Below are 16635 nucleotides of genomic sequence, written 5' to 3'. Positions count from 1 at the left end.
GTGGCGCTAGTGGAGCCAATGGCGCCGGCCTCCCGCGCTCACGTCGCCTGGCGTGACTGCTCAAGCCGTGCCAGCAGTGCCATGGCAGCGTGCCCCATCCCGTGGTTCTTCAACAGGCTCGGCACGATCTCTGCCGCCACCCAGCGCCGACTGCGATGCGGTTCCTCCCGCTCGCTCTCTTCCTGCTCATGCACGACTCTCACGGCGTGCAGACTGGCCGCGACAGGAGCACCCCACTTCTCATAAGTGAATTCCAGTGCTGCGTGGTCCAGCGCCTCCGCCTCGATGCCCGCTTCCTCGCGGGCTTCCTTGAGCGCGGACTCAAGCGGACTCAGCCCCGGCTCGACGATCCCCTTGGGCAGGCTCCAGTGACGGTTGGAGGAAGAACCGATCAGCAGCACCTCCCACTGGGCATTGTCGTCCTCCCCCTGCAGACGACAGGGCAGGACGGCCGATTGGCGGTAGTAATAGGCGGGACGTGCGCGGCGCTCCTCACCGGCCGGGAATGGCCAGGGGAAGCCCTCCGTCAAGGCACGCACGCGCTGGATCAGCTCCAGGCTCATCTGGCCGGAGCGCAGGTCTTCCCAGCGCCCCTCGAAGGTCAGCTTGACCACCGCCGCCGTCGGCAGCAGCTTGGTCTCCTTGGGCGGGCGCGGCCGCTTGCCGGTCAGCCACACCAGCGCATCTTCCAATGCCGGGTTATGGCCGATGATCATCAACCGCTGCACGCTGTCCGGGCAGGCGCGCACCGTCTTGAGCAGCGGCGCCTCGTCCTCGCAGTAAAGCGCAGGCTTAAGCTCGATCATGTCGATGCCGAGGCCCATCGACTTCGCGCACTTTTCCGCCGTGGCGCGCGCCCGCAGAGCCGGCGAACTCAGAATGGCATCCGGTACCAGCGCTTTCTGGGCAAGCCAGGCCCCCATGCGCTGGGCGCCCCGCTTGCCGCGCTCCTTGAGGAGGCGATGGAAGTCGTCAGCTGCCACTGACCAGTCCGATTTTCCATGGCGCATCAACAGCAGTTCACGACGCATGGTCAAGCCTCCAGCAAGGGGGTCAGGTGGTTCTCGACCAGCGCGGCGAAGTCCACGCGCCCGGTCACCTCCAGCACTCGCGTCCGCGACAGGCGCTCAAGATACGGCGCGGGATCAAGGCTCGCGCCATTGGGCACGAATCGGCCATCCCGCCCTTGATGAAAGGGGCCAGGCGTCTTCATCACCGCACGTATCAGAGGCTCATTGCTGCCGACCTCTACCTCGCGCACCTCGAGCGGCGCCTCGCTGCCACGCGTCCAGTTGAGTATCACCATGGCCGCAAGCTCTCCGCTGGCGCGGATACGCCCGGGGCCGTAGACGTCCTCGATGATCAGGTCGTGCTTCTCTTCCAGGTCCCACAGCGCTTCTTGCGGCATCGCTTCATAGCCTGCGATACGCGCGGGGTCCAGCAGCGTACGCAGACGCGGATTGTTGAGCATGGTGCCGGGATTGATGCGTGGCAACTTGGCGACGCCGCGAGCACGCAGCGTCCCCTCACGCCCGGGCCGGTCAAGAAACAGCCGATCATTGCTGATGAAGTCGAACTCGGGATTGTCGAGCGCCTTCACCATGGTGGTGGATTTGCCGCCGCCCGAGAAGGCGGCGATGGCCACCGCGCGATCGCCCTTCGATAGCGCCGAGGCGTGACAGATCAAGCCGTCATTCTGCTGCAGATGCGACATGTGCAGATTAAGCAGGAAGTTGATCACCTGGCTTTCGTTGTCTTCACAGGGCCCGAACGCCAAGTTGTGGTTGTTGCTGCGCAGAAAAGCCATGCCCGTGCGCACCTTGTGGATCAGGCGCCCATCGGCCAAATCGATGATGGCATCCTTGCGGCGTGTCTTGCCGGGCTCCGGTATCCAATCAACGAAGGCTTCGGGCACGATGCCGAGTCTCGCTGCCGCTGGCGTGTCCTTGAGGGCCGGCGCCTCCAGCACATGCACGAGCCTGGCTCCCCCCGGCACATTGTCGAGCGCCACGATGCGCGAGCAATGGCGAAAATATGTCGCCAGTCGTTGCAGCAGCCCAGGCATGTCCGTCATCACGCACAGACGAAAGTCATCCACCTCGAACAGCAGCGCCTCGCTCAGCCACTGACGCGACGGCGTCAGCGCCGTGAAGCAGGCATAGGCCGTCCACTCTGCAAAGGGCAGCGTGGCAAGGCTGCCCGGGCTGTCACAGGTTGTCGCGCTCATGCCAGACACTCCATCACGTGGTCGAGATAGGCGGCCGCCGCATCGACACCGGCACCTTCCAGCGCCCCACGGAAGCCACCGAAGGCCGAGACTTCGAAGATGATCGGGCCATCATCGGTCAGCGCGACATCGACGGTGGTGAAGTCGAGCTTGAACGGTGCCTGGGCACGCTGGGCCAGGGCAATCAGCTCCTCGGAGGGCTCGAAGGGCGCGTACTTGCCCCCGGCGTGGATGGTGGTATTCCAGGCATCACCCCCACTGACACGGGCGTAGCTGCACAGATAACGGCCACCGACGAAGACCATGCCGTAATCCTGCCCCGGTAGATCGAGGCGCTGCTGCAGATACATCATCGGATGCTCGGCGGCGAACTCACGCACGGCAGCTTCCAGCGCGGCATCGTCGCCGGCGTCCTCGATGATGCACATGCCCCGCGCCTTGGTGGAGAAAAGCGGCTTGAAGACGGCGGCCTTGAAGCGCTTGACGGCCTCGCAGGCCGCCGCCACCTCTTCGGTGATCAGCGTGGCCGGCATCGGGATATCGGCATTGGCCAACGTGACGGTGCAGCTCAGGCGATCGATCAGGCGAATCATGCTCTCCGCGCTGCTGAAGACGCGCACGCCCCTGGCTTCGGCGACGCGCAGCAGCTCCAGGCGGTCCAGGCTACCCGGGGAATATTCCGCGCTGATCTTCTTGACGATCAGGGCATCCAGCTCGGTCAGGTCATGACGCACCCCGGCAGAGTCACGGAATTCGAGGCAGTTGCGGGTCAGGTCCAGCGAAACGGCCGCCATGTCGATCACGAGACGAAAGCCCGTCCGTGCTTCGATAACATCCGCCAGCACTTCGGTCGACCACTTGCCGGGAATACCCACGATGCCAATCTTGAAATCAGTCAACGAACAACTCCTCCAGGGGAATACGGTAATCGGCAGGCCGTTCAGGGTCGGCGTCAAGCACATGCTCGAGTATAAAGCGTGCACGGTTGAACATGCGCCCTGCCAGCCCGGCATCGAGGATGAAACGTGTCGAGGTGGCAAAGGAGCGCACCAGGCCAAGTGCCAGTCGCCATTCAAAGGTGGTATCGCCCTGCTCATGGGCAAGGCGACGCATCTGCTGACCGAAGCTCAGGGCCAGCGCCAGAATACGGGCCCGCAGCGCTGCATCCGTCAATTGAAGACGGTAGTGAGACACCATGTGCACGGACACGTCCTGCACATAGTCCTGATAGGCCGAGCGGTGAAGATCGATGAAACGAATGCTCTGCTGCGAGGGATCGAACAGGATGTTGTCGACATTGAAGTCGCCATGGATATGAACGGAAAACGGTGCCGGGAGCGAGCCCTCAAGCACCGTAGCCTGCGCGATGAGATCCTCGAGTGATGCCAGTTTCCGTCCACACAGCGATGCACCACAGTGACGGAATTCCGGATGGATCTGGTAGACATCGGGCAGCCGCTTGCTCAACTGCCCCATATACCCGGCCACCACGGGTTCCGCGCGACGGGTGGTGGACCATACCGAGCGCAGTGTCTCGACCAGCGCCTGCTGAGCGGTACGATTGAGGCATGAGGATTCGTTGATCAACAGATGTTCGAGGGTCATGCCCGGCAGATGCTCGATCAAGAGTGCCGCGCTGCCGCCTTGCTGATGATGCGAGAGGATGCGGGGTGCGATGCCGGGATAGATGTCATGCCAGCGCTCGACCCCCCGACGCTCCTCCTCGACCTTGCGTTCCAGGCCATCCTTGAAGATGGCCAGATACTCCGGCGAGCTCAGCGACAGATCGCCGGTTGGCTTGCGGGCCTTTGGCTTGCTCGTCTTTGTCTTGCCTCCCTTTGACTTGCTCGCCTTTTGCTTGTCGTTGGCCGGTTCGCCCTTCGTCTTGCCCTTCTCATCGACCTTCTCGACAGCCCCCTCACTGAGCTTATCGCTGACGATCCCCGAGATCCGACTGCCGGAGCGTGTCTCGGCCAGGGTGTCGACGCGCATCTCGTCCGCCATCTGATCGCCATCGCCCAGTTCATTGACCAGGTGTGTCAGAGAGGCATAGCGTTCGAAGTTGAGTGACTGACCGAGAGTTGCCGAGATGACCGCCTCACCCAGCTGCCCCAGTACCTCGCCCATCTGGCTGATTTCACGGGCCACGAACAACAGATGTGTCAGATCTTCGGCGGGAGCGCGCTTCTTCTTGAGCTGGCCAGTGAGTGCCCGAATGCGGCCTTCACTATCCCGCTTAAGCTTCTCGCGGCTGCGCGCAAGCTTCAGGGCCAGGGACAGGGAGCCGTTCTCCAATGACATCTCGCTGCGCAGAATGCCGCGACGCACTCGGCGCAGCGACTTGACCAGCACGACGTCATCGACCAGCTGGACATCATCGACGCGAATCAGCTGCTCCAGGCAACTGCGCGCCAGCTCACTGAGCCGCGCCAGACCACTGGCGACCTCGACCAGGCTCTGCTGGAAGCGGGCCCGCGCGTGCGAGCGCTTGCAGCTTCGGGCTTCAGGGCATGCCTGCTCGATACGCTGGCAGAGGTTCTCGGCATATCCCTGGCGCTCCAACAGCTTGCGCGCCATGGCCGCCGTCGGCGCGGACACGAAGGCCTGCAGCCAGCCATATTGACTATCCACTTCCGAACACAGAAATCGAAGATTGTCGCGCGTGCTTTCAGGCCAGGCCTGATCCATGCCATCTCTCCATCCACTCGGAAATCATCCCAATGCCACAGTATTCCACGCAAAGATGACAATCCGTGACATGCACTGGAGGAATCGACTGCCATGTTGATTGTCTGCCGGGGGCTGGGGAGCATTTTTTCATTGGATTCCACCACCCTATCGCTTCCCACTAGACGTATCGCCTATAGCTGGACAAGACCGGATTCGGTGACAGTAGCGCAAGCGCCCCTGCCAGCCCCTGCGCGACCCACCATGGATGGAGACCCGCATGACCATCACCTGTATCAATGACCTGCAACGCCTGGCGAAACGCCGCGTGCCGAAGATGTTCTACGACTATGCCGATTCTGGCTCGTGGACGGAATCCACCTACCGCGCCAACGAGGCCGACTTCGCCGCGATCGGGCTGCGCCAACGGGTGATGGTCGACATGGACAATCGCACCCTGCGTACGACGATGCTGGGCGAGGAGGTGGCCATGCCGGTAGCGATCGCACCGACTGGCCTGACCGGCATGCAGCATGCCGATGGTGAGATGCTGGCCGCGCGCGCAGCGAGTGACTTCGGTATCCCCTTCACGCTCTCGACCATGAGCATCTGTTCCATCGAGGACGTCGCATCCGTCAGCTCACGCCCCTTCTGGTTCCAGCTTTATGTGATGCGCGACAAGGATTACATCGGACGGCTCATCGATCGCGCCAAGGCCGCGGAGTGTTCCGCGCTGGTACTCACCGCTGACCTGCAGATCATCGGCCAGCGTCACAAGGACCTGATCAATGGCCTGAGCGTGCCCCCTCGCCCCACCGTAGCGACCGTGCTGGACCTGGCAACCAAGTGGCGCTGGTGCGCCGGCATGCTCAAGACCCGGCGCCACACCTTCGGCAACATCGCCGGCCACGTGAAGGATGCCGAGAATCTGAGTTCCCTCTCGAAGTGGACCGCCAGCCAGTTCGATCCGAGCCTGAGCTGGGACGACATCAAGTGGATCAAGGATCGATGGGGCGGCAAGCTGATCATCAAGGGCATCATGGAGCCGGAAGATGCCGAGCTGGCCGTGCAGGCAGGTGCCGATGCGGTGATCGTTTCCAACCACGGCGGACGTCAGCTGGATGGTGCCGCCTCCTCCATCTCCGCCCTGCCGGACATTCTCGCCGCTGTCGGCGACAGGACAGAGGTCCACATGGACGGCGGCATCCGCTCCGGACAGGATGTGCTCAAGGCGGTGGCGATGGGCGCCAAGGGCGTCTATCTGGGACGCGCCTTCCTCTATGGACTCGGCGCCATGGGCGAGCAAGGCGTGACCAAGTCCCTGGAGATCATCCACAAGGAGCTCGACACCACACTGGCCCTGTGCGGACTGCGTGATATCCACGACGTGGACACGCGAATTCTCAGGCCCGGCACCTATCCGGTGGCCAGCTCGCAGAGCGAAGCAGCGCGAGAATCACGCCGCCAGGAACCTCATGACGTGCTGGGAAGTCATCCTGAACATGACCTCCTGAACACGACGGCGGGGCAATGACGCCCTGAAAAAGCACAAGGCCGACATGCGCCAGTGATATCCACCACGGCACATGTCGGCCTGTCATCCCGGGATGGCGAATCTCTCAAGGCTCACTCAAGAGCCTCTCTAGAATCGCTCAAGATCCGCTCAAGACTCAGTGCACCTTGAGTCGCGGCCCCATGCTTCGGCGCAGCACATCACTGACCACCTCGGCGGAGCCCTTGAACGGCCCCAGCAGCAGGAACTGGTGCTGGCGCTGCAGTCCCTGATAGGCGGCGCGCGCGAAGCGTCCTCTCACCTGCAGATCATCATTGCCCTTGCGACCCTGGGCATTGCCCAGCTTGTCACTCAACTTGCCGCTGAGCTCACCGACGCTGCCGGCACTGGAGAGTGACAGCAAGGTACCCCGGTCCTTGAACTCGAAGGCCTGAGCCGGCTCTCCCTGCTGGCGACGCGGCAGTTCAGCAGCAAGAAACTCGGCCTGCTCGCTGGCCACCTGGGCGGTGGGCGGCAGCGGCGCCTCATCGATGTTGGCACAATCGCCCAGCGCGAAGATGCTGTCGTGCCCGAGGCACTGCAGCCCGGGCGTCACCTTGAATTGACGCTTCTTGTTGCTTTCCAGGGCGTCGATCTCCTCGACGATGGCAGGCCCGACGCGCCCTGCCGCCCAGACCACCAGGTCCGCCTCCCGCGTCACCGATTCGTCGCCTTCACTGATCTCGACACTGCTGGGGGACACCTTGGCGACCTGACGAGACAGCTCGATATTGATGCCCTGCTCCTCGAGTCGCTGATGGATCGACTCGCGCAGTTCCTGTGAGACACCGGGCATGAAGGTCTCGGTGGCCTCGAGAATCGTGATCTCGACCTTCGCGCCCTTGGGGGCAGGAGCATCATGCATGCCGCGCGCCTCATGCAGGTAGGCGGCCAGTTCGACACCGGTGGCGCCAGAACCGACTATCACCACCTGATATGGCCGCCCGGAGGAATCCTTGGCGCCACCCTCGACGCTACCCTGGTTGGCTGACAGACCAGCATCGCCTGTCGGTGCTGTTTCCATCGCCACATGGTTGGCCAGCAGGCCACGCGAGAACTGCTGGGCGATGCGCTCGGCGTCGTCGGGGGAATCCAGCAGACAGGCATGCTCCAGCACGCCCTCGACACCCATGTCCGGCGTCACACCGCCCAAGGCCAGTACCAGCTGACGATAGCCCCTGACACGCGTCGGCACCTCGGCACTCGCTTGATCTTCCCTGCCCGGAATCGCGGCCAGGGTGATCTGTTGCTGTTCAGGGTCGACGCTCTCGAGCGTGCCGCATTCATAGCGGAACCCCCACTGCTCGGCCAGGCCGGCATACCCCAGCTCATCGACCTGTCGCCGCCCGAGGCCCGCCGCAATCTCATGCAGTCGTGGCTTCCATACATGACTGGTGTCGCGGTCTATCAGCAAGACGTCCTTGTGGCCTTCCTTGGCAAGACGAACCGCCAGCTCCAGTCCGCCGGCGCCGCCACCGACGATGATGATATCGGCATCGCGTGTTCGCTGAGGATCATGCGTTTCCATAGGGCCTCCTTTAGCGGGGTCGAATATGGAAACCTTATGTCAGGCCAGGCGCTTTTCAAGACTGGCACGCAGGACTACGTCAATGCACGGCCTTTGATGCGACGCGTCATGGGCGTGATCGCCTGCGCAACGCTTGAAGCCACCTTGGGGTTTGACAGCGCTCGAGTCCGCGACTAAAGCTTATTTATACGAATAAATATAACTGACTCGCTGCCGCTCAGGACATCGCATGCCGACATCGCCCTCCCCCTCGGACACTTCACGCACCAGCGCCAACGCCTCTGGCACTCCCCTGCCCAGGCGGCAGAAGCTGGCCGAGCTGATCAGTGATGATCTGAGGCGCAGCATCGTGCGAGACGGGTTGAGCGAAGGCGACCGACTGCCCAACGAGAAGGCGCTGATGGCCCAGTACGGCTGCGCCAAGGGCACCCTGCGTGAAGCCCTCAAGATTCTCGAGGTCGAGGGCTTGATCACCCTGAAGACGGGGCCCAATGGCGGCGCCGTGCTCAATGCGCCGAGCATGGAACCGGCCAGCCGCATGCTGAGAAGCTTCCTGCATTTCAAGACGCTCAATGGCGCCCAGGTCTATCAGTTGCGTCGGCTGCTGGAAGTCGAGATGGCGGTCTCGGTGGTGGGCCTGCTCAGCGAAGAAGACCTGGAGGCGCTTGAGAACAATGTCCATGACTGCAGTTGCCATCAACCGCAGGACGAGGACCAGCGGCGCCAGCGCTTTCTGGAAATCGAATTCCATCAGGTGCTGGCCCGCGCCTGTCCCAACCCGCTGCTCAGCTTCATGTGCCAGTTCCTCAACGACATGCTGCATGAGCTGGTCGTCATCAAGAAGGCTTACCTGCCGGAACGCAAGCAGTTCGACCAGGCCAATCAGCATTACCACACCGGCCTGATCACGGCGTTCCGCCAGCAGGATCACGAACAGGTCCGTCAGCTCATGACGGAGCACATGCAGGATGCCGAGCACCATATGACGGCACTCGAGGTGGAAATGGCCGATCAGTTGCTCGTCACTCCGGCGCAACTGATGGCTGACAGCAGAACCTGACCCGAAGCCGTAATCCAGACCGAAACCGGGGCCAGGACCGAGACCGGGGCCGAAACCGGAGCCGAAAGCACAACAACAATATCCACGAAAGGAACAAGCCGATGACCACTGCCCAGATGGACACATCGCCAGCGAATACCTTGAACGAGCTGCGCACCGACAGCGATCGCCTGTGGCAATCATTGATGACCCTGGCCGAGTTGGGCGCCACCCCCAAGGGTGGCGTCAACCGCCAGGCGCTGACCGAACTGGACCGCCAGGCGCGCGACCTCTTCATTCAATGGTGCAAGGCCGAGGGTTGCACGATCCGTATCGATGCCATCGGCAACATCTTCGCGCGCCGCGCCGGCACCGACCCGGATGCGCCGGCGGTGATGACCGGCAGCCACATCGACACCCAGCCGACCGGTGGCAAGTTCGATGGCTGTTTCGGAGTGATGGCCGGGCTCGAGGTCCTGCGCAGCCTCAACCAGCACGACATCAAGACCCGCTGCCCGGTGGAGGTGGTGGTCTGGACCAATGAAGAAGGCTGCCGCTTCGCGCCCTGCATGATGGGGTCCGGCGTGCATACCGGCCAGTTGTCACTGCATGAGATGCTCGCCCAGAAGGACAGCGACGGCGTGACCGCCGGTGAGGCACTGGACGCCATCGGCTATCGCGGCAGCGATGAGATCCCCCGCGAGAACGTGCGCGCCTTCTTCGAGAGCCATATCGAGCAGGGCCCGATTCTGGAAGATGAAGAGATCACCATCGGCGTGGTGATGGGCGCGCTGGGCCAGCGCTGGTTCGATCTGACCCTGACCGGTCAGGAGGCGCACGCGGGACCCACGCCCATGTCACTGCGCCAGGACGCCATGCTCGGCGCGGCTGAGATCACCGTCGCCGTCAATCGCATCGCCATCGATCACGCGCCGCATGGCCGCGGTACCGTAGGCGTGATGCAGGTCCATCCCGGCTCACGCAACGTCATTCCGGGACAGGTCAACATGACCATCGACCTGCGCTCGCTGGAACCCGACTCCCTCACCGCGATGGTCGCGGAGCTGAAAGAGGTCGTCGAGGCCGTCAGCCAGCGGCATCGTCTGACCTTCGAGCTCACCCCCACTGCCGACTTCGTGCCAGAACACTTCGCCGACAACTGCGTGAACGCGGTGCGCAATGCCGCCAGCCAGCTCGGCTACTCGCATCTCGATATCGTCAGCGGCGCCGGCCATGACGCCATCTTCATGGGCCGTATCGCCCCCGCCGGCATGATCTTCGTGCCCTGCGAAGGCGGCATCAGCCACAACGAGATCGAGAACGCGGCGCCAAAGGACCTGCACGCCGGCTGCAACGTGCTCTTCCACGCCATGCTCGATCAGGCCGAGATCGTCAGCTGAGCCAACAGGCACGGCTCGCTGATCCTTGATCACGCACATTGCTGAAAAGAAAGCCCCGCTCGAGTCGTCATCGAGCGGGGCTTTCGTGTCTTGCAGGCTAGCGGCTGTCAGGCATTTTCAGACACCTTCACGCCAGTGAGCGTTTCCATAGACTCTCGATGCTGTCCATCTCCGCCGGACCGAACAGCGCCTCGGGTTCGCCGCGGTACCAGGCCCAGAGCTGATCACCGTAATCAAAGTGCCACCATTCGCTGGGCAGATTGGTGAAACCGGCCTCGGACATGACGTGATAGAGCAGACGCCGGTTGTCGCGTGCCTCGGCCTGGGGCGTATCGCCGGCAGGCGGATGGCGCTCGAAATGATCCGCATGGGACTCGGGTGTCGCCTCGTCGAACAGCGTTCCCATCTCGAGCAGCAAGCCATCGGCGTCACACAGGGTGACATCGACGGCGCCGCCGGTGAGATGTGGGCTCGGCGCATCCGGGTCACGGCTGGGCAGAGAGACGAATTCGCGCGTACGCGCCAGCAGCTGCCCCTCATCCAGCTCAGGATCATGCGTCTTGAGCGACTGGTATAGCGTCTCGAACAGGTACTGCTGCACCCGCCAGGGGCGCCAACCATCCATCACCACCAACGACAGCCCTTCCGGCAATGCGCGCGCGGCCTGCAACAGGCGCTGATACACCGCGCGCCGTACCAGACATTCATTGACTGCCCCGGGGATACCGAGGCGCGCGTAGGCGGGATAGACCTTCAGACATGACGGCCCGAGGCTGGTCGGCACCAGAGTACTGTCACAGCTCTTGACGGGGATTCGGGTGACCTGTGTCCAGTCCGGCTCGTCATGACTCGGGATGGGAGGGATTGGGCGGTTCAATGTTGACGTCATGAGTTGTTATCCAGACAGGGTCGGCAACCACAGGGTAAGAGGCGGGAAGATGATCAGCATCAGCAGCACCGCGACCGCCACCAGCACGAACGGCCAGATGGTACGAAACAGTGAGGTGATCTCGAGCTTGCTGACCGCGGCGGCCACGAACACGCATGCGCCCATCGGCGGCGTGATCAACGCGATGGTGATATTGAGCGTGATGATGCCCCCCAGGTGCACGGGGTCGATGCCGGCGGCCATGGCCACGGGCACGAAGATCGGCGTCAGCAACATCAAGGCCGAGACTTCCTCCATGAACATGCCAGTGACGAAGGTGATGGCGCTGAGCAGCAACAGGATCAGGATCGGGCTGTCGATATAGGGTGTCAGCAATGCCACGAACTGATTGGGCACCTGGGCATAGGACAGCAGCCAGCTGACGATGGATGACACCGCCATGATCACGAAGATGGCACTGGTCAGACGCGCTGTATCCTTGATGGCACCCCACACCTCGACAAGCTTGAGCGGCCCCTGGCACAACCCGCAGAGCAGCACGTAAGCGACGATCAAGGCGCCAGATTCGGTCGGGGTCACGATGCCCAGCACGATGCCGGAGACGATGATCACTGGTGCCACCAGCGCAGGCAGCGCACCGATGACCGCCGCAATCACTTCACTGCGTGCCGGTGCCTGACCGCGTGCCTGCAGGCCATGACGTCGGGCATACCAGGCATTCATCGCCATGAACGCCACCGCCAGTACCAGACCCGGTACGACACCGGCCAGAAACAGGCTGCCCACGGAGGTATTGGTCAGCGAGGCGTAGAGGATCATGAAGATGCTGGGCGGGATGATCGGCCCGATCAACGAGCTACCTGCTGTCAGGCCTGCGGCAAAGGAAGTCGAATACCCCTCCTTGCGCATGGCCGGCACGAGCAGCGAGCCCAGCGCGGAGGTATCGGCGACCGCCGAACCATTCACACCCGCGAAGAACACGCTGGAAACGACGTTGACATGGCCCATGCCACCGCGAAGATGCCCGACCATCAGGCGTGCCAGGCGCATGAGGCGTTCGGTCAGGCCACTGATGTTCATCAGGTTGCCAGCGAGGATGAACAGCGGAATCGCCATCAGCGAGAAGGCATTGATGCCACCGAAGAACTGTTGTGGCCCGAGGCGCTCCAGCATCGAGAGGTCGATGAACAGGAAGCCGGTCACGGCGGTGGCGAGCAAGGAGAGAAACAGCGGCAGGCCCAGCAGGACATGCACGACGAAGATGGCCAACATTGCCCAGATCATGTGCGCGGTCCTCCTGTCTTTTCATCATGCGCCGGAAGGCCGGCAGCCTCCTCGTCCGGTGCGATCTCCAGTGTCTGGGATCTCAACGGCCGTGGGCCATGCAGCAGGACCTGCAGCGTGATCAACGCGAAGCCGATCGGCATCGAGAGCATCGGCACGCTGCGACTGATACCCAGCCCCATGGTGCGGAACATGCTTGCCGACATGGCGTAGTGCCAGGTCATCCAGGTCGCGCCGGCCATCAGCACCAGCGTCAGCCACCATTGGTAATGGATCAGTACCTTGGCCATGCGCGTAGGCAGACGCCGCTCCAGCAGCGCCACACGCATATGCGCCCCTTCTGCCCAGACGACGCCGATCGCCAGCATGACACTGGCGATGATGAGATAGCGGGTCAGCTCATCGACCCAGATGGGGGCGCCGCCCAATACATAGCGCATCACCACGCCGTAAAGCATGATCAGCACCGTGGAAGCCAGCAGTACTGCCGCTATCGCCAGTGTCACGCGGCCACAGGCAAGCAGCAGGCCTTCCCGCAGGGAAAGCTGTCGTGAAGGAGTCATGGAAGTCATTTACCGCAATCCACCAGCAAGGAGGGAAATTCAGAGCCTCGATGCCCGGACTATCCTTGCCCGGGCACCGGGTACCGCAGCGAGAGGTTCACTGATGCTGAGCGTCACTCGCCTTTCACCGAGTCAACGTGTCAGTTCATCGCAACAGACCATCGCGACAGGTCATCGCAAAGGGCCATCACGAGGACAGGCCAGCATCCTTCATCGCGGTGTCGATCAGCTCTGGGGCGATGTCCTGGCTCTTGAGCCATTCCAGATAGGCCGGCTGGCCCTTGCTGCGAAATGCCTCGAGGTCCGCCTCACTCGGGCGGATCACTTGCATGCCCTGCTCTTCCAGCGAGGCGATGCGTGACTCGACCTGATTCTGGTTGTCCTGACGGGCCTGGGCATTGGCTTCCTTGACTGACTCGAGCAGTGCCGTGCGCTCCTCGTCCGACAGACCCTCCAACAGCTGACCATTGGCGACCAGGAACTGATCGGAGTACTGGATGTTGGCCAGCGTCAGGTACTTCTGCACTTCCTGCAGACTGCCCAGCAGGATGTACATCGGCGGGTTCATCTGGCCATCCGCCACCCCGGTGCGCAGCGCCATGTAGACCTCCGTCCACGGAATCGGCGTGCCCGAGGCACCGAAGGCCTCATAGAGCGCTACCTGGCTTGGGTCCATCGCACGGAAGCGAAGCCCTTCGAAGTCATCGGGGCTGGTGATCGGGCGCTTGTCATTGGTGAAGGCCAGAAAGCCCCCTTCCTCCACGACAGCCAGAATCTCGGCGCCATTGGTGCGCTCGCTGAATAGCTGCTGCACCTGCTGCCAGTACTGACCTTCATCGAAGAAACGGCGGGCATCCTCAAAGCCGTCGAACATGAACGGTGTCGCGCTGACATAGACTTCCGGCACGATGGGTGCCATGCCCGCGAAGGAGGCGATGTTGAGGCCCGGTGAGCTGATCACCTGCTCCATGCGCTCCTGCTCCTCACCCAGCATGCTGTTGGGATAGAGCTTGAGTTCCAGCTCGCCATCGGTCTTCTCTTCCACCAGTGTCTTCAGATTGCTGGCGAAGACATGCACCGCGTTCTTGTCGGCATCCGGTGCGCCGTTGTAGCTGAGATTGATGGTCTGGGCCTGCACGCTGGCCGCCAGCAGGCTGAGCACCAGAGTGGAACCGGTAAGCGTCTTGCGCAGCAGAGATGTCTTGGACAAGGACATGTGGATTCCCTTTTGTTGTTGTAAATATTCGTTGTATGCGGCGGGAGTGGCGCCGCCTTTGGCAGTACGGCCCTGCGGCCTGTCAAGGTGAGAGACTTCCGCCTTCACACCTCGAAAGTAGCGTTGTCGCTGTAGACTAATCAATCGCCTAGGTGTTGTTTTTTCGTCTACACCTAATAGACCTGACAAGCCCAACTCTGGCTTGGCGTTCTCACAGACCTGACATATCCAAAGACCTGACGTACCCAAAGACCAAGACGGCCCCGAAAATCGGAGCTTTCGGGGCCATTTCAATGACACGGCGGGGCTGTGCTGAACGAAGCAGTGTTGAGCGAAGCAGGGCTGAACGAGGCGCTACATCGTCAGTGGGTATGCTCCCCCTTGAGATCACCGCGCCAACCCATGCCGGACTCTTCCATCAGGCGCTCATGCACGCCTTCGATGTTGAGGCCGACCCATTGCTCATACTGGGCCAGATCACTGTACTCGGAGAGATCGACCTCCTGCTGGATCTGCTCGAGTGACTTGCCGGCGAGAATGCCTTCCGTCACTTGGGAATACAGTGACTCCAGATAGGCCAGGTAGCGTTCGACATCGGCGTGATCACCGATCTCGGCATGCCCGCCAACGAAGGTATCGAAGTCGTATTCCAGCACTTCACGCGTCGAGTTGATCATGCCCTGGATATCGTAGCTCCAGAGCTTCTGCCACGGCATGCGTCCGATGACGATCCAGTCCACCACGAACATCGTGGCGTGGTTCTTGAAGTACATGCTGATCGACCCGCGCCCGTCATTCGGTCCGTGATACCGCAGCTGGACTTCCTTGCCGCCCAGGCGCAAGGTCATTTCATCATCGAAGACGAGATCCGGCGGCACGGCCTTCGCCCGGGTATTGGCGATATCCTGAGCTGCCAGCCGGTGCGCGATGAAGGTGGTCTCCGGGGTGTTGAAGGCCTCGCCTCCATAGATGTGATCACTGTGGTTGTGGCTATACACCACATAGCGAACCGGAGTGTCGAAGCGTTCCTTGATCTCGTTGTTCAACCAGCTCGCCGCAGCGTGATTCATCGGGTCCGTCACCAGCGCGCCGTGATCGGTGATCATGAATACTGAGCGATGCCTGTCATCAATGAAGCGATAGAGCCCCTCTCCGAGAGGTTCTATCTCATAGGCCTGGGCCTGCAGGCTGAAAGGAAGCGCTGCCAGCGCCAGTGCTTTCTTGAGGGGGCTCAGCATCGGAGGAAGTCCTCGTATCAGAAATTGTCGTCATGAGATATCACCCTGCCCAACTTCTGATACGAGACTCCCGAATGACTGGACGCAACAATTATCACTTGCCCAGCAGGCGTGGCGCATCCGCGGTAAAGAATCGCAGACCCTGCTGAAGATGAGTGACGCAGGCCTCGACGGCCACCGTCATCTCACGTCCTCGCCGCGTACACATCTGCGCGCGGGTCTGTGCCAGCGCAGGGTGCTGCATCGGCAGCAGGCAGATATCGCCACGCCGCAGCTCTTCCACCACGCTCAACTCCGGCATGAAGGTCACGCCGATTCCCGAACGCACGAAATTCTTGAGCACCGACACGGAGTTGGTGCGCAACTGTGCACGCAGCGAGACGCGCTCCTGCTGCGCCGCCTGATTGACCATCTGGCGCATGCCGGTGCACTCATCGATCAACGCCAGCGGCCATTGCGCTACCTGCGAAAGCGTCAACGGCTCTGCGATCTCGAGTAGCGGATGCTCCGTCGGCACGATCAGATCAAGCGGCTGGCAGGTCTCCACATGACAGCAGAGAATCGGATCGACGGGCGGGGCGTAGAGCAGCGCGATATCCACCTCGAAGTCGCGCAGCAGCTCGGTCGCCTCATTCACCCCCGCCATGCGCACTACCACCTCGATACCCGGATGACGCGCCATGAAGCTCTGCAAGGGCAGCGAGATCAGGTCGGCAATGAAGCCTTCGCCCACCGCGATTCTTACCTCACCGCTGCGAAGACCCTGCAAGGCGCTCAGCTGCGAGAGCGCTGCCGCCTCCGCCGCCTGCTGGCGATGAAAGTGATCCAGCAGCAACACCCCTGCCTGGGTGGCGCGCATGCCCGTCTCACTGCGCTCGCACAGCGCGACACCCACCTCTTCTTCCAGCTGCTTGATCTGGCGGCTCACCGCGGAAGGGTCGAGATTCAAATGCCGCGCCGCTCGGCGCAGTGAGCCCCGGCGGATGATTTCATTCAGCGCTGTCAGCGCCTTGGGATTGAGCATGGAATACG

Annotated in this window: 14 protein-coding genes; 3 read left to right on the top strand and 11 right to left on the bottom strand. The window is 62.2% G+C overall.

The features are described from left to right. Positions 1 to 38: 38 nt before the first annotated feature. The 4 genes from QQF40_RS10765 to QQF40_RS10750 are packed head-to-tail and all read right to left on the bottom strand — an operon-like array spanning position 39 to position 4915. Positions 39 to 1031: an NUDIX domain-containing protein gene (locus QQF40_RS10765; protein ID WP_285461304.1), complete on the bottom strand. Its 993-nt coding sequence runs from the start codon at positions 1029 to 1031 to the stop codon at positions 39 to 41. 2 nt (positions 1032 to 1033) lie between these two features. Then, positions 1034 to 2227 carry an HprK-related kinase B gene (locus QQF40_RS10760; protein WP_285461303.1) on the bottom strand — a complete coding sequence of 398 codons (1194 nt, stop codon included), beginning with the start codon at positions 2225 to 2227 and terminating at the stop codon, positions 1034 to 1036. Further along, entirely contained in the window at positions 2224 to 3126 is a 903-nt protein-coding gene (locus QQF40_RS10755) for a GAK system ATP-grasp enzyme (protein WP_285461302.1), read from the bottom strand. Before QQF40_RS10755 ends, QQF40_RS10760 begins: the two co-directional genes overlap by 4 nt. After that, on the bottom strand, positions 3119 to 4915 hold the full coding sequence (locus QQF40_RS10750) for an aminoglycoside phosphotransferase family protein (protein ID WP_285461301.1): 1797 nt from the start codon (positions 4913 to 4915) through the stop codon (positions 3119 to 3121). The genes QQF40_RS10755 and QQF40_RS10750 overlap by 8 nt, the downstream gene beginning before the upstream one ends. A 259-nt stretch (positions 4916 to 5174) precedes the next feature. Here QQF40_RS10750 and QQF40_RS10745 point away from each other — a divergent pair, with 259 nt between their 5' ends. Continuing rightward, complete coding sequence (locus QQF40_RS10745) at positions 5175 to 6428, top strand: alpha-hydroxy acid oxidase (RefSeq protein WP_285461300.1); 1254 nt, start codon at positions 5175 to 5177, stop codon at positions 6426 to 6428. Positions 6429 to 6564: 136 nt separating this feature from the next. Here QQF40_RS10745 and QQF40_RS10740 read toward each other — a convergent pair whose 3' ends face one another. Next, the gene (locus tag QQF40_RS10740) at positions 6565 to 7974 is read right to left on the bottom strand and encodes an NAD(P)/FAD-dependent oxidoreductase (protein ID WP_285461299.1); all 1410 of its coding nucleotides are present in this window, start codon (positions 7972 to 7974) and stop codon (positions 6565 to 6567) included. Between the two features lie 229 nt (positions 7975 to 8203). On the opposite strand from QQF40_RS10740, the gene QQF40_RS10735 reads away from it, so the two are divergent. Both QQF40_RS10735 and QQF40_RS10730 read left to right on the top strand, forming a co-directional pair. Next, the gene (locus QQF40_RS10735; RefSeq protein ID WP_285461298.1) at positions 8204 to 9034 is read left to right on the top strand and encodes a FadR/GntR family transcriptional regulator; all 831 of its coding nucleotides are present in this window, start codon (positions 8204 to 8206) and stop codon (positions 9032 to 9034) included. A 101-nt stretch (positions 9035 to 9135) separates the two neighbouring features. Beyond that, positions 9136 to 10413, top strand: coding sequence for a Zn-dependent hydrolase (locus QQF40_RS10730; protein ID WP_285461297.1), 1278 nt, complete (start codon positions 9136 to 9138; stop codon positions 10411 to 10413). 127 nt (positions 10414 to 10540) lie between these two features. On the opposite strand, the gene QQF40_RS10725 is transcribed toward QQF40_RS10730, so the two are convergent. The 6 genes from QQF40_RS10725 to QQF40_RS10700 all read right to left on the bottom strand — a co-directional run bounded on the left by QQF40_RS10725 (position 10541) and on the right by QQF40_RS10700 (position 16627). After that, positions 10541 to 11290: a M15 family metallopeptidase gene (locus QQF40_RS10725; RefSeq protein WP_285461296.1), complete on the bottom strand. Its 750-nt coding sequence runs from the start codon at positions 11288 to 11290 to the stop codon at positions 10541 to 10543. An 18-nt stretch (positions 11291 to 11308) separates the two neighbouring features. Then, positions 11309 to 12586 (bottom strand): TRAP transporter large permease, encoded by a 1278-nt coding sequence (locus QQF40_RS10720; RefSeq protein WP_285461295.1) that lies wholly within the window; start codon positions 12584 to 12586, stop codon positions 11309 to 11311. Beyond that, the gene (locus QQF40_RS10715; RefSeq protein ID WP_285461294.1) at positions 12583 to 13149 is read right to left on the bottom strand and encodes a TRAP transporter small permease; all 567 of its coding nucleotides are present in this window, start codon (positions 13147 to 13149) and stop codon (positions 12583 to 12585) included. The genes QQF40_RS10720 and QQF40_RS10715 overlap by 4 nt, the downstream gene beginning before the upstream one ends. Positions 13150 to 13336: 187 nt before the next feature. Next, positions 13337 to 14365, bottom strand: a complete 1029-nt coding sequence (gene dctP, locus QQF40_RS10710) for a TRAP transporter substrate-binding protein DctP (protein ID WP_285461293.1) — start codon at positions 14363 to 14365, stop codon at positions 13337 to 13339. Positions 14366 to 14727: 362 nt separating this feature from the next. Then, the gene (locus QQF40_RS10705) at positions 14728 to 15603 is read right to left on the bottom strand and encodes an MBL fold metallo-hydrolase (RefSeq protein WP_285461292.1); all 876 of its coding nucleotides are present in this window, start codon (positions 15601 to 15603) and stop codon (positions 14728 to 14730) included. Positions 15604 to 15697: 94 nt separating this feature from the next. After that, complete coding sequence (locus QQF40_RS10700; protein ID WP_285461291.1) at positions 15698 to 16627, bottom strand: LysR family transcriptional regulator; 930 nt, start codon at positions 16625 to 16627, stop codon at positions 15698 to 15700. Positions 16628 to 16635: the final 8 nt, after the last annotated feature.

Origin of the sequence: Cobetia sp. LC6 (assembly GCF_030264805.1) — a bacterium.
Taxonomy (GTDB): Bacteria; Pseudomonadota; Gammaproteobacteria; order Pseudomonadales; family Halomonadaceae; genus Cobetia.
This window is presented reverse-complemented; position numbering and strand designations above follow the sequence as displayed.

What these genes read in the sequence shown, in the direction of transcription:
- QQF40_RS10765 (WP_285461304.1), bottom strand. Translation starts at nt 1,031, where the DNA reads ATGCGTCGTGAACTGCTGTTGATGCGCCATGGAAAATCGGACTGGTCA.
- QQF40_RS10760 (WP_285461303.1), bottom strand. Translation starts at nt 2,227, where the DNA reads ATGAGCGCGACAACCTGTGACAGCCCGGGCAGCCTTGCCACGCTGCCC.
- QQF40_RS10750 (WP_285461301.1), bottom strand. Translation starts at nt 4,915, where the DNA reads ATGGATCAGGCCTGGCCTGAAAGCACGCGCGACAATCTTCGATTTCTG.
- QQF40_RS10745 (WP_285461300.1), top strand. Translation starts at nt 5,175, where the DNA reads ATGACCATCACCTGTATCAATGACCTGCAACGCCTGGCGAAACGCCGC.
- QQF40_RS10740 (WP_285461299.1), bottom strand. Translation starts at nt 7,974, where the DNA reads ATGGAAACGCATGATCCTCAGCGAACACGCGATGCCGATATCATCATC.
- QQF40_RS10735 (WP_285461298.1), top strand. Translation starts at nt 8,204, where the DNA reads ATGCCGACATCGCCCTCCCCCTCGGACACTTCACGCACCAGCGCCAAC.
- QQF40_RS10730 (WP_285461297.1), top strand. Translation starts at nt 9,136, where the DNA reads ATGACCACTGCCCAGATGGACACATCGCCAGCGAATACCTTGAACGAG.
- QQF40_RS10720 (WP_285461295.1), bottom strand. Translation starts at nt 12,586, where the DNA reads ATGATCTGGGCAATGTTGGCCATCTTCGTCGTGCATGTCCTGCTGGGC.
- QQF40_RS10715 (WP_285461294.1), bottom strand. Translation starts at nt 13,149, where the DNA reads ATGACTCCTTCACGACAGCTTTCCCTGCGGGAAGGCCTGCTGCTTGCC.
- dctP (WP_285461293.1), bottom strand. Translation starts at nt 14,365, where the DNA reads ATGTCCTTGTCCAAGACATCTCTGCTGCGCAAGACGCTTACCGGTTCC.
- QQF40_RS10705 (WP_285461292.1), bottom strand. Translation starts at nt 15,603, where the DNA reads ATGCTGAGCCCCCTCAAGAAAGCACTGGCGCTGGCAGCGCTTCCTTTC.
- QQF40_RS10700 (WP_285461291.1), bottom strand. Translation starts at nt 16,627, where the DNA reads ATGCTCAATCCCAAGGCGCTGACAGCGCTGAATGAAATCATCCGCCGG.